The organism is Aeromicrobium yanjiei, from assembly GCF_009649075.1.
GTDB lineage: Bacteria > Actinomycetota > Actinomycetes > Propionibacteriales > Nocardioidaceae > Aeromicrobium > Aeromicrobium yanjiei.
In genome coordinates, this window is sequence record NZ_CP045737.1 from 1,003,253 (window position 1) to 1,027,775 (window position 24,523).

Consider the following 24,523-nt stretch of genomic DNA (forward strand, 5'->3'; position numbering starts at 1 on the left):
TTGAGCGGGCTGGGAGACTTCTGCCATGCGCGTCCACATCGCCGCCGACCACGCCGGCTACGAGCTCAAGTCCCACCTCATCTCCTGGCTGACCGCCAACGGCTACGAGCCGGTCGACCACGGAGCGCACACGTACGACGCGGAGGACGACTACCCGCCGTTCTGCATCGCGGCGTCGGAGGCGGCCGTCGCGGAGCCGGGCTCCCTCGCGATCGTCATCGGCGGCTCCGGCAACGGTGAGCAGATCGCGGCCAACAAGGTCAAGGGCGCCCGCGCGGCACTGGCCTGGAGCACCGAGACCGCGTCGCTCGCGCGCCAGCACAACAACGCGCAGGTCGTGGCCGTCGGCGCCCGGATGCACTCCGAGGAGGAGGCGACCGCGATCGTCGAGGCGTTCTTGACCACGCAGTGGAGCGAGGCCGCCCGGCACCAGCGCCGCATCGACATGCTCCTGTCCTACGAGGAGACCGGCGAGCTTGCCTGAGGGGCACACCCTTCACCGGCTGGCCGCGGACCTCGCCGGGACGTACGCCGGACGGCAGGTCCGCTCGAGCAGCCCGCAGGGGCGGTTCGAGGCGGCGGCCGCGCGCCTGGACCGGCGCGTGCTCGAGGGCGCCGAGGCGTACGGCAAGCACCTGTTCGTGTCGTTCGAGGGCACCGAGGAGCAGGTCCACGTCCATCTCGGCCTCTACGGCACGTTCCTGATCTCACCGGGCGTCGGACGTCCCGTGGTGGGCCAGGTGCGGTGGCGCCTGGAGGCGCAGGACACCGCGGACCTGCGCGGGCCCAATGCGTGCGAGCTGCTGACGCCGCCTGCGGTCGAGCAGATCCTGGGGCGACTCGGGCCCGATCCGCTGCGGGCGGACGCCGACCCCGATCTCGCGTGGCACCGCATCCACCGCTCCGACACGCCGATCGCGGCGCTCCTGATGGACCAGAAGGTCCTCGCGGGCGTCGGCAACGTGTATCGCGCCGAGGTGCTGTTCCGCCAGCGCGTCGCCCCGATGACCGCGGGCCGGCGGATCCCGCGGGTGCGATGGGACGCGATGTGGGCTGATTTCGTGGCCCTCATGCAGGTCGGCGTCGAGCGCGGCCGGATCGACACCGTCCGGCCCGAGCACGAACCGCAGGCGATGGGCCGCGATCCCCGCGCGGACGACCACGGCGGCGAGGTCTACGTGTACCGCCGTGACGGTCAGCCCTGCCTCGTGTGCGGGACGCCGGTGCGCCGGCGGGACGTGGCGGGCAGAAACCTGTTTTGGTGTCCCTCCTGCCAGCAACGTCGTTAGTCTTTTGGGTGTGACCAGCAGATTCCGGCGGGCCCTGCCCGGGGTTGCCGGCTACCTCGACGACCGCATCGTGCGATGGCGCACCGGTACGGCCGAGGGGCAGGTCGCGGTGCTGTCGGTGCTCATCGCGATGTGCGCCGCGCTGCTGGTCGGCTCGCTGGCCAGCTATGACACGTTCCCCGCCCCGGTGTTCGTGATCCCGCTGCTGCTCGGCGCGATGGCGCTGCGCTACCGGACGCTGCTGACGTTGGTGCTGGTGATCGTCGTGTGCGTCGCGGTCGCGGTGACGCGCCAGTACGTCGTGGCGGTAGCCGACGGCGACCAGGGCCTCACGGCGAGCCGCGTCAGCACGCTGGTCGTCCTCGCGCTGGCGGCCGCGATCGTGCTCTACGAGTCCAGCCGGCGCCGCAGCGGCCTCCCCGGTCCGCTGGGCGAGGCCATGCTCATCGACCTGCGCGACAAGCTGCAGGCGCAGGGTGTCGTGCCCCAGCTGCCCGAGGGGTGGGACTCGCAGTCCGCGATGCTCTCCGCCGGCGGGGCCAAGTTCGCCGGTGACTTCCTGGTCGCCAACCTCACCGAGGACGAGACCCGGCTCGAGATGGTCCTGGTCGACGTGTGCGGCAAGGGCGTCGGAGCGGGCACCCAGTCCCTGCAGTTCGCCGGCGCCCTCGGGGGCCTGATCGGTGCGCTGCCACCTCTCGGCCTGTTCGCGGCCGGCAACGACTTCTTGCTGCGCCAGCACTGGGACGAGGGATTCGCGACCGCGGTGCACGTCTCGGTCGACCTCGCCACGGGGGACTACTCGATCACCAACGCCGGCCACCCTCCCGCGCTGCGCTGGAATGCCGCGTCGGGGGACTGGGAGATCGACGGCGCGCGCGGCACGGCGCTCGGCATCACGCAGCGTCCCGACCTGCACCAGACCGTGGGCCGGCTCGAGACCGGCGATGCGTTGATGTTCTACACCGACGGGGTCGTCGAGACCCGCACCCAGGACTTCACGACCGGGATCGAGTGGCTGCGGGACGCCGCGCGCACGGTCGTGGCCTCTGGCTTCGACCAGGCCGCCCGCCGCATCATCAAGCTCGTGTCGTCGGGCGACGACGACCGCGCGGTGCTGATCCTCAGCCGTCCCGGTGTCGCGGTCCCGCTGGTGGTCGAGGCTCCTGATCTCGAGCGCCTGCCCGCGAACGACGCGGCGGTGAACGAAGAAAGGGCCCCTCGGTGAGGGGCCCCTTCAGCTGAGCGGACGACGAGACTCGAACTCGCAACATTCTGCTTGGAAGGCAGAGACTCTAGCCAATTGAGTTACGTCCGCAGGTGCTGCCGAAGCAGCGCAACCATGATGCCACAGCCCTCCCACCGGCCGTGAATCGCCCGCCCCATCCGCCGGCGAGTCACGTACGGACGCCGACGAGTCACGTACGGACGGCGAGGAGTCACGTACGGACGCCGCACGTGACTCCTCAGCGTCCGTGCGTGGCTCGTCAGCGAACTGGGATGACGAGGTCGGCGTGGTGGCGGGGACGGTCACGTGCGAGGTAGGCCTCCTCCTGCTCGGCCCACACGTCCCAGAACGGCGCGTACGTCTCGCCGTCCCGTCCGAGCGCACGCGCACGGCGTACGTCCGTCGGCGCGTCGAGCCAGATCAGCAGGCTCAGGTAGGGCCGGATCACGGCCGCCCCGCTGCCCACCCCGTCGAGCACGAGCAACGGCGCAGGAGGCACCCGCAGCGGGGGAGCGGGCTCGTCGCGCACCCACGACCAGCGTGGCGCGACCCCGGTGCGGCCCGCGGCGATCGCTTCCAGGACGCCGGCGACCAGGGGCGGCGTGGCCGCCAGCCCGTGCCAACCTGGATAGACGTCGTCGAGGTGCAGCACGGCCGCGCCGGTCGCCTCGACGAGACCAGCCGTGAACTCGGTCTTGCCCGCCCCGCTGCGTCCGTCGACCGCGATGACAGTGGTCGAGCCGCACGCGGGCGCACGGTCCGCGATCAGCTCGACGAGCGCGTCGTACCGATGCAGGGCCACGGCCCCAGTGTCCACTAGACTGACGCGGCTACGGGATGTAGCGCAGCTTGGTAGCGCGCGCCGTTTGGGGCGGTGAGGTCGCAGGTTCGAATCCTGTCATCCCGACACATCACGTCGATCCGTCCGGGCACGCCCGCAGGACGGTGGCGCATTATCGTGGATTCCGCAGACATGAGAGACTGGACGGACGCTTTGACGGCCGTCCACGGCCGCAGCGGGTCGCACGACCCCCCACTCGAGATCATGCAGGAGTCAAACACGTGAAAAGCACCACCGAGACACTGAGCCCGACACGGGTCAAGCTCACCATCGAGGTGCCGTTCGAGGAGCTCAAGCCCAGTCTTGACGCCGCCTACAAGACCATCGGCTCGCAGATCACGATCCCCGGCTTCCGCAAGGGCAAGGTCCCCGCGGCGATCGTCGACCAGCGCATCGGACGCGGCGCGGTCCTCGACGAGGCGCTCAACTCGGCACTGCCCGGCTGGTACAGCCAGGCCCTCCAGGACACCAACCTGCAGCCGCTGAGCCAGCCCGAGATCGACCTGTCGAAGTTCGAGGACGGTGAGACCATCGAGATCACCGCCGAGCTCGACGTCCGCCCCGAGCTGACGATCCCCGACGTCTCCTCGATCGAGGTCACCGTCGAGGACGCCACCGTCACCGACGAGGACGTCGACCAGCAGCTCTCCGCCCTGCGTGAGCGCTTCGCGACGTTCGCCGAGGTCGACCGTCCCGTCGCCGAGGGCGACTTCCTGACGATCGACCTGTCCGCCGCGCAGAACGGCGAGGAGATCCCCGAGGCCCAGGCCGCGGGCATGCCCTACTCGGTCGGCAAGGCCACGATGCTCGAGGGCCTCGACGAGGCGCTGATCGGCCTGTCGGCCGGCGAGTCCAAGACGTTCACGACCCAGCTGGTCGGCGGCGAGCTCGCCGGTCAGGACGTCGACGTCACCGTCACGGTCAAGGACGTCAAGGAGCAGCAGCTCCCCGAGCTCGATGAGGAGTTCGCCCAGACCGCGTCGGAGTTCGACACGATCGAGGAGCTCCGCGCCGACGTCACCGACCGCGTGACCCGCGGCAAGCGCATGGAGCAGGCCAACGAGGCGCGCGACCTCGTCCTGGACGAGATCGTCAGCCAGATCGACGCCCCGCTGCCCGAGAGCCTCGTCACCGAGGAGATCGCCAGCCGCCGTCAGCAGATCGAGCAGCAGCTCGCGATGGCCGGCGTTCCGTTCGAGCAGTACCTCGACGACGAGAAGCAGACCGTCGACGAGTTCGAGGCCGAGCTCGAGAAGCGGGTCCGCGACTCGCTCGTGGCGCAGTTCGTGCTCGACCAGGTCGTCGCGAACGAGGAGTTCGGCATCGACGACAGCGAGCTGTCGCAGCACATCATGCGCCGCGCGCAGCAGTCGGGCGAGGACCCCAACTCGTACATCCAGCACATCATGGAGCACAACCACGTGCCCGAGATGGTCAGCGAGGTGCTGCGCGGCAAGGCGCTGGCGTCCCTCGTCGAGTCCGCGAAGGTCACCGACAAGTCGGGCAACGTCATCGAGCTGTCCAAGCTGCGCGCCGATGGCACGTTCGCGGACGACAACGAGGGCGACGACGAGAGCACCGAGGAGACGCCCACCCAGGCGTGAGCAGGTCCTCGGCTCGCACCGTTTCTCATTCCTGCCCCGTGACGGCAGGATGGGGACATGCCTGCTGAGCCCGTACGGACGACGGACGTCGCCGCGCTGGCGCTGGACTACGGCGATCGCCTGATCGTCGGGACCGCCCGCGAGATGCATCGTGCCGCCTCGGCACGCGTCTTCAAGGCCACTCGTGTGGTCGGGGGACGTGTGCCGGAGTCGTTGCACGACGCCGTGGTGACGTCCGTCTACGGCGCCATCTCGGGGGCCCTGCGGGTCTCGAGCGGGTCCGTGCGCGCGCTGGCCGCGCGCGGCGTGGGTCGTCCGATCGAGACGAGCCGCCGCGGCCGACTGGTCGTCGCCGCGGTCAACGGCCTGATCGGCGACGAGCTGCGCGCGCTCGGCGATCCGCAGGCGATCACGATGGCCGTACGCCTCGAGGGCGATGACGTCCCCGCCGCCTCCTGGCAGCTCGGCGAGGCGTTCCGGGACGCCACGAGTCACCCCGTGATCTTCGTCCACGGCCTGTGCGAGAACGACGAGTCGTGGTCCAACGGCGCCGCCGCGCCCGGCACGACGTACCCAGACCGGATCGCGGCCGAGACCGACGGCACGCCCGTGCTGATCCGCTACAACACAGGTCTGCACATCTCAGAGAGCGGTCAGCACCTGGACGCCCTCGTCCAGCAGATCGTCGCCCACTGGCCCGTGCCGGTCACGCGCATCACCCTCGTCGGTCACTCGATGGGCGGCCTGGTGGCCCGTGCCGCGACCAACCACGCGACGGCGTCCGGCCAGACCTGGCAGCACCTGGTGCGCGACGTGGTGTGCCTCGGCACGCCGCACGCGGGCGCCAACCTGGAGAAGGTGGCGCACCTGGGGTCTCGGCTGCTGACGTTCTGGCCCGAGTCGACGCCGTTCAGCACGCTGCTCGAGCACCGCTCGGCAGGGATCGTCGACCTGCGCCACGGCTACATCACCCGTGACGAGTGGGAGGGTCAGGACCTCACGGGGCAGTGGGGCCTCGACCGCATCGCTGCGGCGCCCCTGCCGCACGCGGAGTACCACTTCGTCGCGGCGACGCTGGGCGCGTCGCAGGGGCATCCGCTCAGCTCGGTGCTGGGCGACCTGCTGGTGCACTTCTCGTCCGCGACGGGCGTGGGGCGTACCGGGCCGATCGTCGAGGGCGCCCGGTTCGAGTACCTCCCGAGCGCGCACCACTTCGCACTGCTCAACCATCCGCAGGTCGGCGACTGGCTCGTCGAGTGGCTCAACGCGCGCACCCGCAGCCCTCGCGCGCTGCCCGCGCCGCGTCAGGCCTGACACGACCTGGTCATCTGGATAGGCTCGGGCGACCCCACACTCCCGAGGAGCCCCATGCCCAATCAGCAGCTGATCGACGGCACGATCGACATCGACGCCAGCCCCGCCACGGTCTGGGCCGTGGTGTCCGACCTGCGTCGCATGGGGGAGCGCAGCCCGCAGTGCCGCCGCATGTTCGTCCTCGGCAAGGAGATCGGTCTCGGCACCCGGACCTTCAACATCAACCGTCAGGGCTGGAAGCGCTGGCCCACGAACGCCAAGGTTGTCGCGTTCGAGCCCGAGCGCAAGATCGCGTTCCAGATCCTGGAGAACCGCACGATCTGGACGTTCGAGCTGGAGCCCACCGCGACGGGCACGCGCCTGACGGAGTCGCGCACGACGCCCCGTGGCGTGGCTGCGGTGTCGAACTTCGCGACCGACAAGATCCTGGGCGGGACGGACCGGTTCGAGGCTGATCTGAAGGACGGCATCCGGCACACGTTGGAGCAGGTCAAGGCCGCGGCGGAGGCCGCCTGATGGGTCAACCGCCCCTCGAGGCGTCCATCGAGATCGCGGCCCCGCCCGCGGCCGTGTGGACCGCTGTGTCCGATCTCAGGGCCATGAAGGACCGGAGTCCCGAGCTCGTCAGGACCTGGTTGCTGGGCCGGCCCGGGCTGGGCTGCCGGGGCGTCCACCTCAACCGGCGCAAGGTCGTCGTGTGGCCCACGTTCAGCCGCATCACCCGGTGGAAGGACCCGGCACGGGACTCCGGCCGCGGGGCGCTGGCGTTCCACGTCATCCCCACCGACGTCGAGTGGTCGTACGAGCTGCAGCCCACGGACGGCGGGACGCTGGTGACCGAGCGGCGCTCGGCCATGCCCGCGCCCGGCCCGGTCGTCAGCGCGATGGCGCGGTTCCTGCTGGGCGGGGCCGATCACCACGACACCGAGCTCCTCGCCGGCATGCACCGCACCCTCGAGGCCCTCAAGTCAGACCTCGAACGCTGAGGGGAGCCCCCCGTCCGCTGAGGAGAGCCTCCGGTTCGCTGAGGGGAGCCTCCGGTTCGCTGAGGGGAGACTCCAACCCGCGCGCCGGCGGACGTAACCCGCGCGCCAGCGGACGGGAGGCGCGCGTCGGCGGACGCAACCCGCGCGTCGGCGGACGGGAGGCGCGCGTCAGCGGTCGACGAGGGTGAGCTCGAAGGCGTAGAGGTCGGGGCGGTACGCGTGCCGGCCGTACTCGACCGCGCGCCCGGCGTTGTCGTACGCGGTGCGCTGCATCGTGAGCAGGGGCGCACCCTTGCGCTCGCGCAGCAGGCGTCCCTCGTCTACCGTCGCACCGCGCGCGCCGATCCGCTGGCGGGCCACCCGCATCACGATGCCTGAGTCGCGCAGGTACGCGTACAGCCCGGTCTCGGCCAGGTCGACCTGCTCGAGGTCGACGACGTCGATGGGGATGAAGTTGTGCATGAGGGCCAGCGGCTCCTTGTCGACGAACCGCAGCCGCTCCAGCGACCACACGTCCGCGCCCTTGCTGAGCTGCAGCTCGCGCGCGACGTCCTCGTCGGCGGGGACCCTGCCAATCGCGATGACCTCGGTGCGCGGCTTCTGGCCCGCCGCGCTGAGGTCGTCGTGCAGGCTGGTCAGCTCGACCGAGCGGCGGATCTTGCCGTGGACGACCTGGGTGCCGACACCGCGCTTGCGCACGAGCATGCCCTTGTCGACGAGGACCTGGATCGCCTGTCGCATCGTGGGTCGGGACAGGCCAAGGTCGGCCGCGAGCGAGATCTCGTTGTCGATGCGCTCGCCCGGCGCGATGGTGCCGTCGAGTATCGCCTTCTCGAACTGCTCGGCCACCTGGAAGTACAGCGGGACGGGGCTGGAACGATCGAGGGTGAAGCGAGGGCCGGCCATGCACGCAAATGTATCGCCAACCGAGGCCATGTCCATATGTCATGACATATGCTTGACAGCCCCGTGTGCCGTGGGACACACTCCTTCGTATCGACTTTGTCACGACAAATAGAAATCCGAGGAACCTGTGTCGACGACCCTTGACCCCCAGGGCCTGACCCCCGTACGCATCGCCGGTGCGCCGATCTCGTGGGGCGTGTGCGAAGTGCCCGACTGGGGCTACCAGATGCCCGCCGAGCGGGTCCTGACCGAGATGCAGTCCCTCGGGCTGAGCGCGACCGAGTTCGGTCCCGACGGCTTCCTGCCCGAGGACCCGCAGGAGAAGGCGGAGTTCCTGGCCAGCTACGGGATGCACGCGGTCGGCGGCTTCCTGCCGATCCTCCTGCACGATCCCGCGCACGACCCCATGCCCGAGGTCGACGCGTACATCGACGCCTGCCTGGCCGCCCGCGCCGGCGTGGTCGTGCTCGCCGCGTCGACAGGAGTCGAGGGCTACGACGCCCGGCCGGTCCTCGACGAGCTGCAGTGGAAGACGCTGCTGACCAACCTCGACCGCATCGCCGCCCACGCGCTCGAGCGCGGCGTCGTCGCGGCGATCCACCCCCACATCGGCACGGTCGTCGAGGACGCCGGCGAGGTCCAGCGCGTCCTGGACGGCTCGCGCATCGGCCTGTGCATCGACACCGGCCACCTGGCCGCGGCAGGCGCCGACCCCGTCGCGATCACGCTGGCCAATCTCTCCCGCGTCAAGCACGTGCACCTCAAGGACGTCGACGCCGCAGCCGCCGCGCGGGTCGTGTCGGGCGAGGTCGCGTTCGCGGACGCCGTCGCCGCCGGCATGTGGCGGGTCCTCGGCCAGGGCGACGTCGACATCAGCGCGATGATCGCCGCCCTGCGCACGCACGGCTACGACGGCTGGTACGTGCTGGAGCAGGACGTGATGTTCAAGAACGGTGCCCCCGAGGGTGAGGGGCCCGTCGCGGACGTCCGCTCGTGCCTGGACTTCGTGAGGGCGGCTCTCGCATGAGCGCCCACGAGCTCATCGCGATGGGACGCGTCGGCGTCGACATCTATCCCGAGCAGATCGGTGTCGGCCTCGAGGACGTCACGTCGTTCGGCAAGTTCCTCGGCGGCAGCGCGACCAACGTGGCGGTCGCCGCGGCACGCCTCGGCCACCGCTCCGCGATCGTGACCCGCACGGGCGACGACCCGTTCGGCCGCTTCATCCACGCCGAGCTGGTCAAGTTCGGCGTCGACGACCAGTACGTCACGCCGGTCGAGGGGCTGCCGACCCCGGTCGTGTTCTGCGAGATCTTCCCGCCGGACGACTTCCCGCTCTACTTCTACCGTGAGCCGAAGGCGCCCGACCTGGAGATCTCGGTGGACGAGCTGGACTTCGACGCGATCCGCGCCGCGGACGTCTTCTGGGCGACGGTCACGGGCCTGTCGCAGGAGCCCAGCCGGGAGGCCACCCTCGCAGCGCTCGAGGCTCGCGGCAAGAATGGGATCACCGTGCTCGACCTCGACTACCGCCCCATGTTCTGGGACTCCGCCGCCTCGGCCACCGCCCAGGTGCAGGCGGCACTTCCGCACGTCACGGTGGCCGTCGGCAACCGTGAGGAGTGCGAGGTCGCCGTGGGGGAGACCGATCCGCAGGCCGCCGCCAAGGCGCTGCGTGGCCTCGGCATCGAGCTCGCGATCGTCAAGCAGGGCCCGGCCGGTGTGCTCGGCGTCCGTGGTGAGGAGTCCGTCGTGGTCCCGCCCGTCGCTGTGGACGTCGTCAACGGCCTCGGCGCGGGCGACGCATTCGGCGGCTCGCTGGTCCACGGCCTGCTCAACGGATGGGACCTGGACCGCATGCTCTCGTTCTCCAACGCGGCCGGGGCGTACGTCGCCGGCCAGCTGTCGTGCGCCGACGCGATGCCCACCGTCGACCAGGTCGACACCGTTCTCGCCCAAGGAAGGGTCCGATGACCGCCGTCACCGCCCAGGACATCGCGGGGCTCGTCACGATCCGTGCCGAGCACCCCGAGCGTGTCGCCGAGATGGCCGCCGCGCGCACCCAGCCGGCCGGACTCGTCGGCAGCACCGGACGGCTGCTGCTCGTCGCGGCCGACCACCCTGCTCGCGGCGCACTGCGCGCCGGCGACGACCCGCTCGCGATGGGTGATCGGGCCGAGCTGCTGAGCCGCATGGTCCGCGCCCTCGACCGGCCCGGCGTCGACGGGGTCCTCGGCACGGCGGACGTCGTGGAGGACCTGCTCCTGCTCGGCGCGCTCGACGGCAAGGTCGTGATCGGCTCGATGAACCGCGGGGGCCTCGCCGGGACGACCTTCGAGATCGACGACCGCTTCACGGGGTACGACGCCCGGTCGATCGCGTCGGCGGGCTACCAGGGCGGCAAGATGCTGTTCCGCATCGACCCGGACGATCCCGCGACCCCCGCGACGATGCAGGCCTGCGCGCAGGCCGTCGCCGAGCTCGCCGAGCACCGCGTGATGGCGATGGTCGAGCCGTTCATCTCGGGGCGCGACGAGTCCGGCCGCATGCGCAACGACCTGTCCACCGAGTCGGTCATCCGCTCGGCGACCGTCGCGGCGGGTCTCGCGCCCACCTCGGCGTACACCTGGCTGAAGCTCCCGGTCGTCGAGGACATGGAGGCGGTCCTCGCCGCGTCCACCCTCCCGGTGGTGCTGCTGGGCGGCGAGGTCTCCAGCGACCAGGACGCCCAGTTCGCGACCTGGTCCAAGGCGCTCGCGAGCCCGGCCGTCCGCGGCATGGTCGTGGGCCGGTCCCTGCTCTTCCCGCCCGGCGGCAACGTCGAGGACGCCGTGGACGCCACCGTGGAGATGATGACGGCATGAGCCTGGTGCTGCGAGCGGGCGAGGCGGCCACCGGGCCGTACGCCCTCGAGGTCACGCCCGAGTCCGCGGGCTGGGAGCACAGCGGCCTGAGGATCCTGGTGCTGGCCCCCGGCCAGTCGGAGCAGATCGAGACCGGCGACTCCGAGCACATGGTGCTGTCGCTCGGCGGCGCGGCCGAGCTGACGGTCGACGGCGAGTCGTTCACGCTGCTCGGGCGCACCGGCGTGTTCGACGGCCCGAGCGATGTCGTCTACGCCCCGCGGGACGCCCACGTGAGCATCTCGTCCGCCGCCGGTGGACGCTTCGCGCTGGCCTCGGCCCGCTGCGGCAACCGCCTCGCCCCGGCGTACCTCCCAGCGGGCGACGTGCCGGTCGAGATGCGCGGCGCGGGCCAGGCGAGCCGCCAGGTCAACAACTTCGGCGTCCCGGGCGTGCTCGAGGCGGACCGCCTCATCGCGTGCGAGGTGCTGACCCCCGGCGGCAACTGGTCGTCCTACCCGCCGCACAAGCACGACCAGGAGCGTGACGGCGAGACCCGGCTCGAGGAGATCTACTACTTCGAGGTCGCGGACGGCCCGGCCGGTCCGGGCATCGGCTTCCAGCGGGTCTACGGCCACGCCGACGCCGACATCGACATCTCCGCGGAGGTGCGCAGCGGTGACGCCGTCCTCATCCCGCACGGCTGGCACGGCCCGTCGATGGCCGCCCCCGGCTACGACCTGTACTACCTCAACGTCATGGCCGGTCCCGGCGAGGAACGGGCCTGGCTGATCTGTGACGATCCGGCACACGCATGGGTCCGTGACACCTGGGCCGACCAGGCCGTCGACCCCCGCCTCCCGTTCGGGAAGGAAGAGCACTCATGACCACCTTGACCGTCGCACAGGCGACCGTCCGCTTCCTCGAGGCCCAGTACACCTCGCGCGACGGAGTCGAGCAGCCGTTCTTCGCGGGGTGCTGGGGCATCTTCGGCCACGGCAACGTCGCAGGCGTGGGCCAGGCGCTGCTCGAGCGCGAGCAGTCCGGCGACCCCTCGCACCTGCGCTTCTTCCACGGCCGCAACGAGCAGGCCATGGTGCACGCCGCGGTGGCGTACGCCCGCCAGCGCGACCGGCTCGCGGCCATGGCGGTCACGGCGTCGGTCGGTCCCGGCGCGACCAACATGGTCACCGGCGCGGCCCTGGCCACGATCAACCGGCTCCCGGTGCTGCTGCTGCCCGGCGACACGTTCGCGACGCGCGTCGCGAGCCCCGTCCTGCAGGAGCTGGAGAACACCCAGCAGGGCGATCTGTCGGTCAACGACGTGTTCCGCCCCGTGTCGGTGCACTTCGACCGGGTCGACCGTCCCGAGCAGCTGGCGTCGGCCCTGCTGCACGCGACCCGCATCCTCACCGACCCGGCCGAGACCGGCGCCGTGACGCTCGCACTGCCGCAGGACGTGCAGGCCGAGGCGTACGACTTCCCGGACGAGCTGTTCGCCAAGCGGGTCTGGCACGTCGCCCGCCCCGTGCCGGAGCCCTCCGCGCTCGCCCGCGCCGTCGCCGCGATCCGGTCGGCCCGCAGGCCGCTGGTCGTCGCAGGCGGCGGCGTCACGTACTCGCAGGCCAACGACGCGCTGCGCACATTCGTCGAGGCGACCGGAATCCCGGTCGGGGAGTCGCAGGCCGGCAAGGGCGCGCTGCCGTACGACCACCCGCAGTCGGTGGGCGCGATCGGCTCGACCGGCACGACCGCGGCCAATGCGCTGGCGGAGGACGCGGACGTCGTGATCGGCGTCGGCACCCGGTTCAGCGACTTCACGACGGCCTCCCGCACGGTCTTCCAGGGCGACGGCGTCACGTTCGTCAACCTCAACGTGTCGGCGTTCGACACGCACAAGCACTCCGCGGTCAGCCTCGTCGCCGACGCGCGAGAGGGGCTCACGGCGCTGACCGCGGCCCTCGAGGGCTGGACCGCCGATCCCGCGCACACCGCCCGCGCCACCGAGCTGGCCCGGGAGTGGGACGCGATCGTCCAGCGCGCGTACGACGGCGAGGGCGCCCCGCAGGTCGCGGACGGGCTCGCGATCCAGTCGCAGGTCATCGGCGCGGTCAACGAACTGTCCGATCCGCGCGACGTGGTGGTGTGCGCGGCCGGCTCGATGCCCGGCGACCTGCACAAGCTGTGGCGCACACGCGACCGCAAGGGCTATCACGTCGAGTACGGCTTCTCCTGCATGGGATATGAGATCGCCGGCGGCCTCGGCGTCAAGATGGCCGCGCTCGACACGGACGACGCGCGCGACGTGTTCGTCATGGTCGGAGACGGTTCGTACCTCATGATGAACACCGAGCTGGTCACGGCCGTGGCCGAGGGAGTCAAGGTGATCGTGGTGCTGGTGCAGAACCACGGCTACGCCTCGATCGGGGCGCTGTCGCAGTCGCTCGGCTCGCAGCGCTTCGGCACCGCGTACCGCTACCGCACCGACACCGGCCTCGACGGCGACAAGCTGCCGGTCGACCTCGCGGCGAACGCCGCGAGCCTCGGCGCCGACGTGCTGTCGGCCTCCGGCATCGAGGACTTCCGCGCCGCGGTGCTGAAGGCCAAGGAGTCGACTCGCACGACGGTCATCCACGTCGAGACCGACCCGCTGGTCCCCGCCCCCGACAGCCCCGCGTGGTGGGACGTCCCGGTCGCCGAGGTGTCGGCGCTCGACTCGACCCGCGAGGCCCGTCGGACGTACGACGAGCACAAGACCCGCCAGCGTCCCTTCCTGACGCCGGCCTCCGAGACGAAGGATCGATCATGACGCAGTACAACCACTACATCGGTGGACGAAGCTTCGAGGGCGAGAGCGACCGCTTCGGCGACGTGTACGACCCCGCGCGCGGCATCGCGAAGTCGCAGGTGCGCTTGGCGACCGCAGGTGACGTCGACGCGGCGGTGCAGGCCGCGCGGACCGCGTTCGAGACGTGGGGCGAGACGTCGGTGACCGCACGCTCGCGGGTCATGTTCGCCTTCCGCCAGCTGCTGGTCGAGCACGAGGACGAGCTCGCAGCCCTCATCTCCTCCGAGCACGGCAAGACGCTCGACGACGCCCGCGGCGAGGTCGTCCGCGGTCGTGAGGTCGTCGAGTTCGCCTGCGGCATCCCGCAGCTGCTCAAGGGCGAGTACAGCGACAGCGTCTCGGGCGGTGTCGACTCCCACACGTTCCGCCAGCCGATCGGCGTCGTCGCCGGCATCACGCCGTTCAACTTCCCGATCATGGTCCCGCTGTGGATGCACCCCGTCGCGATCGCGACCGGCAACACGTTCATCCTCAAGCCGTCCGAGCGGGTGCCCGGCGCGTCCGACCTGGTGGCTCGCCTCTACACCGAGGCCGGGCTGCCCGACGGGGTGTTCAACGTCGTCCACGGCGACAAGGTCGCGGTCGACGCGATCCTGGAGCACCCCGACATCGCGGGTGTCTCGTTCGTCGGCTCCACGCCGATCGCACGGTACGTCCACGAGAACGCCTCGCGCACCGGCAAGCGGGTGCAGGCCCTCGGCGGTGCGAAGAACCACGCCGTCGTGATGCCCGATGCGGACCTGGACTTCGCCGCCGACCACATCGTCGCGGCCGGCTACGGCTCGGCGGGCCAGCGCTGCATGGCGATCTCGGCCGTCGTCGCGGTCGGCCCGGTCGCGGATGCGCTGGTCGAGAAGATCCGCGAGCGCAGCGTCGACCTGAAGGTGTCGGTCGGCACCGACCCGGACGCCGAGATGGGACCGGTCGTCACGGCCGCGGCGCGCGACCGGGTCGTGGACTACATCGGTCAGGGCGAGGCGGACGGCGCCACGGTCGTCGTGGACGGCCGCGACCTGGTCGTCGAGGAGTTCGAGGAAGGCTTCTTCGTGGGCCCCTCGCTGCTCGACGGCGTCACCACCGACATGTCGGTCTACACCGACGAGATCTTCGGACCCGTGCTGACCGTGCTGCGGGTTCCGACGCTGGAAGCCGCCCTCGAGCTCATCAACTCGAATCCGTACGGCAACGGCACAGCAGTGTTCACTTCCTCGGGTGAGGTGGCACGAACCTTCCAAAGGAAGGTCCAGGTGGGCATGATCGGCATCAACGTGCCGGTCCCCGTCCCGATGGCCTTCCACTCCTTCGGAGGCTGGAAGGACTCGCTCTTTGGGGACCACCACATCCACGGTCCCGAAGGAGTGCGGTTCTATACACAGGCAAAGGTGGTCACCACGCGGTGGCCGCACGTCAGTGAGGAATCACTCGCCCAGCTCAACTTCCCGACGGCTCAATGACGTCGGGTCTCACGTGAAGACAAGGAACGCACTGATGAAGACAGTCACATCGAAGAAGAAGGCGCTGAGGCTCGCCGGCGTCGCCGTGGTGGTCGGCTCGCTGCTCGCGGCCTGCAGCGGCACCGGCAAGGATGACGACGCGACCAAGGACAACGCCAAGGACCTCAAGTACGCCGTGATCACCCACAGCGGCCCGGGTGACGCGTTCTGGGACCGGGTCAAGTCCGGCGCCGAGAAGGCCGGCGAGGACTACGGCGTCGAGATCAAGTACAGCGCAGATCCCGATCCGGCCCAGCAGTCCCAGCTCATCGACAGCGCGGTCGCCGACAAGTACAACGGCATCGTGGTGTCGATGGCCAACCCCGACGGGCTCGAGGACGCGATCAAGAAGGCCGTCGCGGCGGGCATCCCCGTCGTGACGATCAACTCCGGCGTCGACCGCTTCAAGGAGTTCGGCGCGATCACGCACATCGGTCAGACCGAGACCATCGCCGGCGAGGCCGTGGGCGAGCGTCTGAAGGCGGACGGCGCCAAGAACGCCATCTGCGTCATCCAGGAGGCCGGCAACGTCGGTCTGGAGGAGCGCTGCAAGGCGGTCGCCGAGACCTTCGGCGGCAAGATCTCCAACCTGCAGGTCGACGGCACCGACGACAGCGCGGTCCAGGCCACGATCACCTCCAAGCTGCAGACCGACAAGAGCATCGACACCGTCCTGACCCTCGGCGGCCAGTACGCGATCGACGCGGTCGGCTCGGTCGAGGAGTCCGGCAGCTCGGCGAAGGTCGCGACCTTCGATCTCTCCGAGGACGTCATCAAGAACATCCAGGACGGCAAGATCACGTTCGCCGTGGACCAGCAGCCGTACGTCCAGGGCTTCCTGGGCGTCACGACGCTGTACCTCAAGGACGTCAACGGCAATGATGTCGGCGGCGGCCAGCCGGTCAACTCCGGCCCGGCCTTCATCACCAAGGACAACGCCGACGAGGTCCTGAAGTTCGCCGCAAACGGAACCCGCTGACCTGACCCGGGGGCCCGGCCCGTCCGGGCCCCGGGTCCACCAGCCCGACATTGGAGCAGAACATGGCGACAGCCACCGTGGGAGACGAGCGCATCGCGCGGACGTCCACCCTCACCAAACTCATGAAACGTCCGGAGATCGGCGCGTTGGCCGCGGCCGTCGTCATCTTCGTGTTCTTCGCGGTCAGCACCGACACGTTCGCCAGGTCCCAGGGAGTGGCGACGTGGCTGTCCGGGGCATCGACGATCGGCATCATGGCGGTCGCCGTCGCGCTCCTGATGATCGGCGGTGAGTTCGACCTCTCCGCGGGTGCCATCACCGGAACGACCGGCCTCGTCGTGGGCATCCTGACGACCGAGTACGGGCTCAACGTCTGGGCCGCGATCTTCGTCTCCCTCGCGATCGCGCTGTTCATCGGACTGGTCAACGGCATCCTCGTGATGCGCACGGGGCTGCCGAGCTTCATCGTCACCCTGGGGACGTTCTTCGTGCTCCAGGGCGTCAACCTCGCCGGCACGAAGGCGCTCATCGGCCAGGTCGCGATCCAGGGCCTCAGCAACGTGCCCTTCTACGACCAGGCGCAGGCCGTCTTCGGCGGCTCGATCGACATCAACGGCTCGGCCGCCGGCGGCCAGCTGCGCATCTCGGTCTTCTGGTGGCTCGGCGTCACGGCCCTGGCCACGTGGGTCCTGCTGCGTACGCGCGTGGGCAACTGGATCTTCGCCGTGGGCGGCGCACAGACGTCCGCCCGCCAGGTCGGTGTCCCGGTCTTCAAGACCAAGGTCGGCCTGTTCATGACCACCGCCGGTGCAGGCTGGCTGGTCGGCATGCTGCTCGTGTTCCGCACCTCCACGGTGCAGGCCGGCACGGGCGTCGGCCAGGAGTTCATCTACATCATCTGCGCCGTGGTCGGTGGCTGCCTGATGACCGGCGGCTACGGATCGGCGATCGGCGCCGCATTCGGTGCGCTGATCTACAGCATGGTCAACGCGGGCATCGTCTACAGCGGCTGGGAGAACGACTGGCTGTTCGCCTTCCTCGGCGTGATGCTGCTGGTGGCCGTGCTCCTCAACGAATGGGTTCGCAAACGAGCGGAGTTGGCACGATGAGCAAGAAGACAGCATCCTCACCCGTCACCACGGCGGCCGTGCCTCCGGCGCCCGGCACCCCGATCATCGAGGTCCGGAGCATCGGCAAGCGCTACGGCAACATCATCGCGCTCAGCGACGTCTCGACGTCGGTCCGCGCAGGCGAGGTCACCTGCGTCCTGGGTGACAACGGCGCTGGCAAGTCGACGTTCATCAAGATCCTGGCCGGTGCGCACGAGCACACCGACGGGGAGCTGTTGATCGACGGCGAGCCGACGACGCTGTCCAGCCCCCGCGCGGCGCTCGAGCTCGGCATCGCGACGGTCTACCAGGACCTCGCGGTCGTCCCGCTCATGCCGGTGTGGCGCAACTTCTTCCTCGGCAGCGAGCTCTCGAAGGGCGTGGGCCCGTTCCGCAAGCTCGACATCGACGAGATGAAGCGCATCACCAAGGTCGAGCTGGCCGCGATGGGCATCGACCTGCGCGACGTCGAGCAGCCCATCGGGACGCTCTCCGGCGGCGAGCGGCAGTGCGTGGCGATCGCCCGCGCCGTCTACTTCGGCGCGCGGGTGCTGATCCTGGACGAGCCCACCGCCGCTCTCGGCGTGAAGCAGTCCGGCGTCGTGCTGCGCTACATCGCCAAGGCGCGCGATCGTGGCCTCGGCGTCGTGTTCATCACCCACAACCCGCACCACGCATACCCGGTGGGCGACCGCTTCATGCTGCTGCGTCGCGGCAAGAGCATGGGCGACTTCCCCAAGAGCGAGATGACGCTCGACGAGCTGACGTCGGCCATGGCCGGCGGCGCGGAGCTGGAGTCGCTGGCCCACGAGCTGGAGAAGACCATGGGCCCCGAGTCCTCGCTGGCACAGGAGCTGAAGGCCGAGGCCACGTGACGAACGACCTTCGCGTCGGCATCGTCGGATTCGGGTGGATGGGCCAGGTGCACGCACGTGCCCTGTCCCGTCTGCTCCAGCACTATCCCGACGCACCGCTGCGCCCCCGCCTCGTGGCGGTCGCGGACAACGCGCCGGACGACCGCACCCAGCGGGCCGCCGCGGCGTACGGCTTCGAGCACCTGCTGAGCGACTGGCGTGAGCTGGTCGCGCACGAGGAGGTGGACCTGGTCTGCGTGACCGGGCCCAACTTCATCCACCGTGACGTCGCGGTCGCCGCGGCGCAGGCGGGCAAGCACCTGTGGGTCGAGAAGCCCGCAGGTCGCGACTCGGCCGAGACCGCGCAGATCGCGGCAGCCGTCGAGGCCGCGGGCGTCCAGGCTGCGACCGGCTTCAACTACCGCAACGTCCCGGCCGTCGAGCGGGCCCGCTCGATCGTCGCGTCGGGTCGCATCGGCACGGTCGAGCACACCACGGTGCGATTCCTCGCCGACTACTCGGCCGATCCGGACGCGGCGCTGTCGTGGCGGTTCCAGAACGAGTTCTCCGGCAGCGGGGTGCTGGGCGACCTGGTCAGCCACGCCGCCGACCTGGTGCAGCACGTCGTCGCGCCGATCGAGGAGCTCGTGGTGGACCGGGCGACGTTCATCCCGCAGCGGCGGGCGGCGCTGCCGGGAGCCATGCACTACGAGAGGGGCGCCGGCGAGCTCGGGGACGTGGAGAACGAGGACTACGTCAGCGCGCTGCTGCGCCTCGCCGACGGCTCGCGGGGGATCCTGGAGTCCAGCCGCACCGCGGTGGGGGAGCAGAACACGTACGGCTTCGAGGTGCACGGCACCCGGGGCGCGGTCGCGTGGGACTTCCGGCGGATGAACGAGCTGCGGGTGTGCGAGGGGCAGGACTACCTCAACGCGTTCTACGCCACGCAGTACGCGGGTCCCGGCGACGGGGAGCTCAGCGCGTTCCAGCCCGGCACCAACAACCCCATCGGGTTCGACGACCTCAAGGTCGTGGAGGCGCGCCGCCTCGTCGAGTCGATCGCGACGGGCAAGCCCGTCGGCGCCACGATCCACGACGCGCTGGCCGCCGCCCGGGTCGTCGATGCGATGATCCTTTCCGCAGACGAACGAAAGTGGGTCACCCTGTGAGCCTTCGTGTGGGTGTCATCGGTGCGGGTGCGATGGGTGCCGACCACATCAGGACCATCTCCTCGAGCGTGCCGGCAGCGCGCGTCTCGGCGGTCTACGACTTCAACCGCGACACCGCCTACGCCGCTGCGTCCCCGGTGGGGGCCGAGGTGATGGGCTCGGCCGAGGAGCTGGTCGACTCCTCCGACGTGGACGCGGTCATCATCGCGTCCCCGGATCGTACGCACGCCGACCTGGTCCGCTACTGCCTGGCGGCCGGCAAGCAGGTGCTGTGCGAGAAGCCGCTGGCCGTCACGGCCGACGAGGCGTACGGTGTCGTGGAGGCCGAGACGGCGGGTGGTCGCCGGCTGCTGCAGGTGGGCTTCATGCGTCGCTACGATCCCGGGTTCGTCGCGCTCCGCCGCACGATCACCGACGGTGTCGTGGGGGAGGTGCGCCTCGTGCACGCGATCCACCGCAACGCCTCGAGCAGCACCAGCACCGACGACGCGGGTCTCATCACGGGCTCGATGATCCACGAGCTCGACACGGTCGCGTGGCTGCTCGACGACGAGATAGCCTCGATCCGGGTGGAGTCGCCGATCGTCGAGGGCTTCCGCGATCCGCAGCTCGCCACGATCTGGATGCGCGGCGGGGCGATGGTCACCGCCGAGGTCTTCGTCAACGCGGGCTACGGGTACGACGTGCGGTGCGAGGTCGTCGGCTCCCAGGGCACCGCGTCGTTGGCGCCTTCGTCGCCGGTCAGCACGCGCGTCGCCGGTGTCGACGGCGTGCCGGTGCGGGACGACTTCGTCGCGCACTTCGCGGACGCCTACCGGATCGAGCTGTCGACCTGGGCCGCGGAGGCGCTGACGGGCACGACCTCGGGCCCGAGCGCGTGGGACGGCTACGTCGCCAACGCCGTCGCGGAGGCGGGCGTCGCCTCGCTCGCGTCCGGTGCGCGGGAGCCGGTGATCCTGAAGGACCGGCCGACGCTCTATGCCTGAGTCTCGCGGGCGGCGGCCGTGGTCTCGCGGGCGATGAGGTGCGGGGTCAGGACGACCTGGCGCGGCTGACCGCCCTGCGCCAGGTCGAGGGCACCGGCGACCGCGCTCTCGGCCATCTCCTCGGGGTTCTGCGAGACCGTCGTCATCTGGGCGTGCGGTGAGATGGCCAGGCGCGAGTCGTCGTAGCCCGTCACGGAGACGTCGCCGGGCACGTCCACGCGCGAGCGCACGAGGTGGTCGAGCACGCCTGCCGCGCAACGGTCGTTGAACGCGACGACCGCAGTGGGCGGGTCGGCGGACTCCAGCAGCTCGCGCATCCCACGGCTGCCGTCCTGCTCGGTGAGACCCCCGGTCACCACGCGGGACGAGTCCTGCGCACCGTGGCGTCGTACGGCAGCGAGGAAGCCCGCCCGGCGCTCCGCGGCGCCCGGAGCCGTGCCGCCGTCGACGTGCGCGATCCGCCGGTGCCCGAGGCCGATCAGGTGGTCCACCGCGAGGCCGACCCCGGTCACGTCGTCGCTGCGCACCGACGACACGCCCGCCGCCGCGCCGTCGCGGACGACGAGCAGCACCGGGACCGTCGCGGAGACCTGCCGGATGGTCTCGTCGTCGAGCATCGACCCGAGCAGCACCGCGACCTCGCACCGCTCGCGCAGCAGCGCCTGGATCGCGACGTCCTCGTCGCGGGTCGGGGCGACCGCGCTGATCGCGAGATCGTAGCCACGGGCGGCGGCGGCCGCGTACAGGTGCTCCACGAGATCGCCGTGGAAGGGCTGCTGCAGGTCGAACGTGACGCCGATCAGGCGCGAGCTGGACTGGCGGAGCTTGCGGGCGCGCTCGTCGCGGACGTAGCCCATGCTGTCGGCGATCCGGCGGACGCGCTCGCGGGTCGCGTCACTCGCGCCGGGCGCTCCGCGCATCACGATCGAGACGAGGGCGGTCGAGACGCCGGCCTCGCGGGCCACGTGGGCGAGGGTCGGCCGCGAGCCCGGGGGACGCGGGGGTGGCTGGTCCGGCACGCCTCGTCCTCTCCGCTGGTGAGACTGCCCGGGAGCAGTTGACCCGGTGGTGGGGGCAGTCTATCGTTCGTCATCTAGAACGTTCTAGTTTCGAAGGAATCCTCATGCTCGTTCCCCCTGTCCGCATCGGCCTGATCGGGGCCGGCCGCATCGGCGCCTCGCACGCGTCGGTCATCGCCCGCCGGGTCCCTGAGGCGACTCTCGTCGCCGTGGCCGACCCTCGTCCCGGCGCCGCCGCCGCGGTCGCCGAGCCGCTCGGTGCCCGCGGCGAGACGTCCGTCGAGGACGTCCTGACGGCGGACGACATCGACGCGGTCGTCATCGCGGCCTCGTCGGTCGCGCATGCGGGGCTCATCGTGGCCGCGGCCGAGGCGGGCAAGCACGTCTTCAGCGAGAAGCCTGCGGGCATGAGCCTGGACGAGATCGACGCCGCCCGTACGGCCACGGCCCGCGCCGGGGTCGCGTTCCAGGTCGGCTTCAACCGACGCTTCGCCCGGGAGTTCGTCGCCGCCCACGACGCGATCGCGTCGGGACGGCTCGGGACCGTTCGGCAGCTGCGTTCGCTGACCCGCGACCCCGGCCGCGGGCCGGCCGATCCCGACGCGGTCCCGGAGTGGACGATCTTCACCCAGACGCTGATCCACGACTTCGACACCCTCAACTGGCTCAACCCCGGGGCCCGCGCCGTGGACGTCGTCGCGACGGCCGGCTCGCTGACCGCCCCCGGCCACCCGACGCTGCTCGACCACGCGACCGTGGTCATCCGCTACGACAACGGCGCGATCGCGACCGCCGAGGCCAGCTTCGCCGCGACGTACGGCTATGACGTGCGAGGCGAGGTGCTCGGCTCGGAGGGCATGGTCACGATGGGCGAGGGCGCGCAGTCGTCCCTGCGTCTGCACGACGCGGCCGGCCGGCTGGCCACGACTGCGCACAGCGACACCGACCTGCTGATCGACGCGTACACCGGCGAGCTCGCCGAGCTCGCGAACGCCGTCCGGGAGGGGCGTCAGCCGTCCGTGACCGGTGACGACGCGTTCGCGGCGTTCGCGATCGCCCAGGCGTGCATCGACTCCATGACCTCCGGCGGCCGTGCGGAGGTGGCCCGATGAGCCGTCTCGCGGTGTGCTCGGAGATGGTCTACACGGATCTGCCGCACCTCGAGCGGGTCGCGCGCATCCGCGACGCCGGCTTCGCGGTCGAGATCTGGGACTGGACGCAGAAGGACGCCGACGCGCTGGTCGCGGCCGGCGCGGAGTTCACCTCGATGACCGGCTACGTGACGGGCGACCTGGTGACCCCTGCGGGCGCCGACGACCTGCTGCGCACCGCCGAGCAGTCGATCCCGTTCGCCCAGGCCATCGGGTGCCCGTCGCTCAACCTGCACGGGACCGGCCTGGGGGAGGGCGGCATCCCCGTCCTGCCGGTCGAGGTCGTGACCGGGGACATGTGGCTCGCCGCCGTGCGTACGCTCTCGCGCGTCGCCGAGCTGGGGGAGAGGCACGGCGTGACCTTCGTGCTGGAGAACCTCAACACCGAGGTCGACCACCCGGGCGTCCCGTTCGCGAAGGCGGCCGACACGCTCGCACTGGTGAGCGCGGTCGACAGCCCGCACCTGAAGATGAACCTGGACCTGTATCACGCGCAGATCGGCGAGGGGAACCTCGCGGAGCTGATCCGGCGGGCCGTCCCGCACGTCGGCGAGGTGCAGGTCGCCGACGTCCCGGGGCGCTGCGAGCCGGGCACCGGTGAGGTCCGCTGGTCGTACGTCGCGCAGGTGCTCGCCGATGCGGGCTACGACGGGGTCATCGCGATGGAGGCCTTCGCCTCCCAGCCCGGCACCGCAGGCTCGGACCTGGCCCTGACCCGCTTCCGCGACGCCTTCACCCTCTGACCCCCACGCTGACGCGTGCCTCCGGTCCGCTGACGCGTGCCTCCGGGACGTCCCGTCGGCGTACGAGAGGCTCCCCTCGGCGGACCGGAGGCGCGCCTCAGCGGTGGGGGTGGAAGGCGGCGGGGGCGTTGTAGGGCGTCACGACGTGGACCGGCGAGGGCACGGAGCGGATCGGGCCCGGCAGCGCGCCGTGGGCCTGCATGACCGCGCGGCATGCGCGCCGCATGTCGTCGCGGAGGTCGTGGTGCAGCACCGCCGACAGTCGATGCTGCCGCAGCAGCACGGCGTTGTCGTCGTCGAGGTCGTGCGCGACGAGCACGCGACACTCCCGGCCCGCGTGTGCGAATGCGTCGAGCGTCGCGACGTTGCCGCCGCCGATCGAGTAGACCGCGTCGATCGACGGGTCCGCCACGAGCGCCCGGGTGACGGCTCGGAGCATCGTGGCGTCGAGGCCGTCGGTGCCGGCCACCTCGCGGACGACTCGCCCGGGCGCGAGAGCGGCCATCGTCCGTCGGAAGCCGTCTCCCCGATCGCCTTCGCCGCGAAAGTCCGCACTGCTGAGCGTCATCAGCACCGAGCCCCGCGCGCCCCACTGCGTGACGAGATATGCGGCGGTGGCCCCTGCCGCGTGGTTGTCGATGCCGACGTACGCCACGCGCCGACTTCCCGGCAGATCCGTCACGAGGGTCACCACCGGGATGCCGCGCTCGACGAGGTCGTCGACCGCCGCGACGACCTCGGGTGCGTCGGGCGCCTTGAGGATCACGCCGTGGGACCCCCGCCGGGCGATGCGCGCGAGCGTACGCACGACGTCCGCGACCGAGCTCGCTTCCTGCAGGTGGAACCGCGACCGCACGACGGCCGGCCGCAGGTGGGGCAGCTCGGCCTCGAGGGCGGCACGCACGGCGCTCGAGAAGCGCTCGGGCGTCTGCATCACGAGATCGACGATGAAGGTTCGTCCCGCGATCCGTACCTGGCCGGCCTGGCGGTCGAGCTCAGCGATCGCCTGCTGGACCTCTTTGACGGTGCTCGGCCTCACCCCGGGACGGTGGTTCACGACCCGGTCGACGGTCGCGAGGCTCAAACCGGACTGCTGGGCGATCTCGCGCAGGCGGTACGGGTGCGCCATCCGGCCTCCCGGGGTCTCGTCGTGAGGTGTTC

Annotated in this window: 24 protein-coding genes and 2 tRNA genes; 21 read left to right on the plus strand and 5 right to left on the minus strand. The window is 70.9% G+C overall.

Annotated elements, in window-relative coordinates; all coding sequences use genetic code 11:
- The first annotated feature begins 25 nt into the window (after positions 1–25).
- Genes GEV26_RS05115 through GEV26_RS05125 form a run of 3 tightly spaced genes read left to right on the plus strand, consistent with a single transcriptional unit; the run spans position 26 to position 2,517 of the window.
- Positions 26–484, plus strand: coding sequence for a ribose-5-phosphate isomerase (locus tag GEV26_RS05115; protein WP_153652063.1), 459 nt, complete (start codon positions 26–28; stop codon positions 482–484).
- Complete coding sequence (locus GEV26_RS05120; RefSeq protein ID WP_153652064.1) at positions 477–1,289, plus strand: Fpg/Nei family DNA glycosylase; 813 nt, start codon at positions 477–479, stop codon at positions 1,287–1,289. The genes GEV26_RS05115 and GEV26_RS05120 overlap by 8 nt, the downstream gene beginning before the upstream one ends.
- Before the next feature lie 10 nt (positions 1,290–1,299).
- Positions 1,300–2,517 carry a PP2C family protein-serine/threonine phosphatase gene (locus GEV26_RS05125; RefSeq protein ID WP_153652065.1) on the plus strand — a complete coding sequence of 406 codons (1,218 nt, stop codon included), beginning with the start codon at positions 1,300–1,302 and terminating at the stop codon, positions 2,515–2,517.
- A gap of 16 nt (positions 2,518–2,533) precedes the next feature.
- On the opposite strand, the gene GEV26_RS05130 is transcribed toward GEV26_RS05125, so the two are convergent.
- Together GEV26_RS05130 and GEV26_RS05135 are read right to left on the minus strand one after the other, a co-directional pair.
- Positions 2,534–2,607 (minus strand) — tRNA-Gly (locus GEV26_RS05130).
- 169 nt (positions 2,608–2,776) lie between these two features.
- Positions 2,777–3,319 carry a nucleoside/nucleotide kinase family protein gene (locus GEV26_RS05135; protein WP_153652066.1) on the minus strand — a complete coding sequence of 181 codons (543 nt, stop codon included), beginning with the start codon at positions 3,317–3,319 and terminating at the stop codon, positions 2,777–2,779.
- A gap of 31 nt (positions 3,320–3,350) precedes the next feature.
- Between GEV26_RS05135 and GEV26_RS05140 the strand changes: the two genes are divergently transcribed.
- From GEV26_RS05140 to GEV26_RS05160, 5 genes are all read left to right on the plus strand, one after another.
- Positions 3,351–3,424, plus strand: a tRNA-Pro gene (locus tag GEV26_RS05140).
- A gap of 155 nt (positions 3,425–3,579) precedes the next feature.
- Positions 3,580–4,962 (plus strand): trigger factor, encoded by a 1,383-nt coding sequence (gene tig, locus GEV26_RS05145; protein WP_153652067.1) that lies wholly within the window; start codon positions 3,580–3,582, stop codon positions 4,960–4,962.
- Positions 4,963–5,019: 57 nt separating this feature from the next.
- Positions 5,020–6,276 carry an esterase/lipase family protein gene (locus GEV26_RS05150; protein ID WP_153652068.1) on the plus strand — a complete coding sequence of 419 codons (1,257 nt, stop codon included), beginning with the start codon at positions 5,020–5,022 and terminating at the stop codon, positions 6,274–6,276.
- Between the two features lie 54 nt (positions 6,277–6,330).
- Complete coding sequence (locus GEV26_RS05155) at positions 6,331–6,792, plus strand: SRPBCC family protein (RefSeq protein WP_153652069.1); 462 nt, start codon at positions 6,331–6,333, stop codon at positions 6,790–6,792.
- A complete protein-coding gene (locus GEV26_RS05160; protein WP_153652070.1) occupies positions 6,792–7,262 on the plus strand; it encodes an SRPBCC family protein in 471 nt (156 codons plus the stop codon). Before GEV26_RS05155 ends, GEV26_RS05160 begins: the two co-directional genes overlap by 1 nt.
- Positions 7,263–7,430: 168 nt before the next feature.
- Here GEV26_RS05160 and GEV26_RS05165 read toward each other — a convergent pair whose 3' ends face one another.
- Positions 7,431–8,168, minus strand: coding sequence for a GntR family transcriptional regulator (locus GEV26_RS05165; RefSeq protein WP_153652071.1), 738 nt, complete (start codon positions 8,166–8,168; stop codon positions 7,431–7,433).
- Between the two features lie 127 nt (positions 8,169–8,295).
- Between GEV26_RS05165 and GEV26_RS05170 the strand changes: the two genes are divergently transcribed.
- The 11 genes from GEV26_RS05170 (at position 8,296) to GEV26_RS05220 (ending at position 20,449) form a co-directional block, all read left to right on the plus strand.
- Positions 8,296–9,195: a TIM barrel protein gene (locus tag GEV26_RS05170; RefSeq protein WP_243838936.1), complete on the plus strand. Its 900-nt coding sequence runs from the start codon at positions 8,296–8,298 to the stop codon at positions 9,193–9,195.
- On the plus strand, positions 9,192–10,142 hold the full coding sequence (gene iolC, locus GEV26_RS05175; RefSeq protein WP_153652072.1) for a 5-dehydro-2-deoxygluconokinase: 951 nt from the start codon (positions 9,192–9,194) through the stop codon (positions 10,140–10,142). The genes GEV26_RS05170 and iolC overlap by 4 nt, the downstream gene beginning before the upstream one ends.
- On the plus strand, positions 10,139–11,032 hold the full coding sequence (locus GEV26_RS05180; RefSeq protein WP_153911664.1) for a Cgl0159 family (beta/alpha)8-fold protein: 894 nt from the start codon (positions 10,139–10,141) through the stop codon (positions 11,030–11,032). The genes iolC and GEV26_RS05180 overlap by 4 nt, the downstream gene beginning before the upstream one ends.
- Positions 11,029–11,898: a 5-deoxy-glucuronate isomerase gene (gene iolB / locus GEV26_RS05185; protein ID WP_153652073.1), complete on the plus strand. Its 870-nt coding sequence runs from the start codon at positions 11,029–11,031 to the stop codon at positions 11,896–11,898. Before GEV26_RS05180 ends, iolB begins: the two co-directional genes overlap by 4 nt.
- Positions 11,895–13,820, plus strand: coding sequence for a 3D-(3,5/4)-trihydroxycyclohexane-1,2-dione acylhydrolase (decyclizing) (iolD, locus tag GEV26_RS05190; RefSeq protein WP_153652074.1), 1,926 nt, complete (start codon positions 11,895–11,897; stop codon positions 13,818–13,820). The genes iolB and iolD overlap by 4 nt, the downstream gene beginning before the upstream one ends.
- The gene (locus tag GEV26_RS05195; RefSeq protein ID WP_153652075.1) at positions 13,817–15,313 is read left to right on the plus strand and encodes a CoA-acylating methylmalonate-semialdehyde dehydrogenase; all 1,497 of its coding nucleotides are present in this window, start codon (positions 13,817–13,819) and stop codon (positions 15,311–15,313) included. The genes iolD and GEV26_RS05195 overlap by 4 nt, the downstream gene beginning before the upstream one ends.
- A gap of 34 nt (positions 15,314–15,347) precedes the next feature.
- Positions 15,348–16,331, plus strand: a complete 984-nt coding sequence (locus GEV26_RS05200; protein WP_153652076.1) for a sugar ABC transporter substrate-binding protein — start codon at positions 15,348–15,350, stop codon at positions 16,329–16,331.
- A gap of 62 nt (positions 16,332–16,393) precedes the next feature.
- Complete coding sequence (locus GEV26_RS05205; protein ID WP_153652077.1) at positions 16,394–17,440, plus strand: ABC transporter permease; 1,047 nt, start codon at positions 16,394–16,396, stop codon at positions 17,438–17,440.
- Entirely contained in the window at positions 17,437–18,315 is an 879-nt protein-coding gene (locus GEV26_RS05210; protein ID WP_153652078.1) for an ATP-binding cassette domain-containing protein, read from the plus strand. Before GEV26_RS05205 ends, GEV26_RS05210 begins: the two co-directional genes overlap by 4 nt.
- Positions 18,312–19,463, plus strand: coding sequence for a Gfo/Idh/MocA family protein (locus GEV26_RS05215; RefSeq protein WP_153652079.1), 1,152 nt, complete (start codon positions 18,312–18,314; stop codon positions 19,461–19,463). Before GEV26_RS05210 ends, GEV26_RS05215 begins: the two co-directional genes overlap by 4 nt.
- Positions 19,460–20,449: a Gfo/Idh/MocA family oxidoreductase gene (locus GEV26_RS05220; RefSeq protein ID WP_153652080.1), complete on the plus strand. Its 990-nt coding sequence runs from the start codon at positions 19,460–19,462 to the stop codon at positions 20,447–20,449. The genes GEV26_RS05215 and GEV26_RS05220 overlap by 4 nt, the downstream gene beginning before the upstream one ends.
- Here the strand turns inward: GEV26_RS05220 and GEV26_RS05225 are convergent.
- Entirely contained in the window at positions 20,440–21,468 is a 1,029-nt protein-coding gene (locus GEV26_RS05225) for a LacI family DNA-binding transcriptional regulator (protein ID WP_243838938.1), read from the minus strand. The genes GEV26_RS05220 and GEV26_RS05225 overlap by 10 nt on opposite strands.
- Positions 21,469–21,572: 104 nt before the next feature.
- On the opposite strand from GEV26_RS05225, the gene GEV26_RS05230 reads away from it, so the two are divergent.
- Together GEV26_RS05230 and GEV26_RS05235 are read left to right on the plus strand one after the other, a co-directional pair.
- On the plus strand, positions 21,573–22,580 hold the full coding sequence (locus GEV26_RS05230) for a Gfo/Idh/MocA family oxidoreductase (RefSeq protein ID WP_153652081.1): 1,008 nt from the start codon (positions 21,573–21,575) through the stop codon (positions 22,578–22,580).
- The gene (locus GEV26_RS05235) at positions 22,577–23,362 is read left to right on the plus strand and encodes a TIM barrel protein (RefSeq protein ID WP_153652082.1); all 786 of its coding nucleotides are present in this window, start codon (positions 22,577–22,579) and stop codon (positions 23,360–23,362) included. The genes GEV26_RS05230 and GEV26_RS05235 overlap by 4 nt, the downstream gene beginning before the upstream one ends.
- Positions 23,363–23,459: 97 nt before the next feature.
- On the opposite strand, the gene GEV26_RS05240 is transcribed toward GEV26_RS05235, so the two are convergent.
- A complete protein-coding gene (locus GEV26_RS05240; protein WP_153652083.1) occupies positions 23,460–24,491 on the minus strand; it encodes a LacI family DNA-binding transcriptional regulator in 1,032 nt (343 codons plus the stop codon).
- Positions 24,492–24,523: the final 32 nt, after the last annotated feature.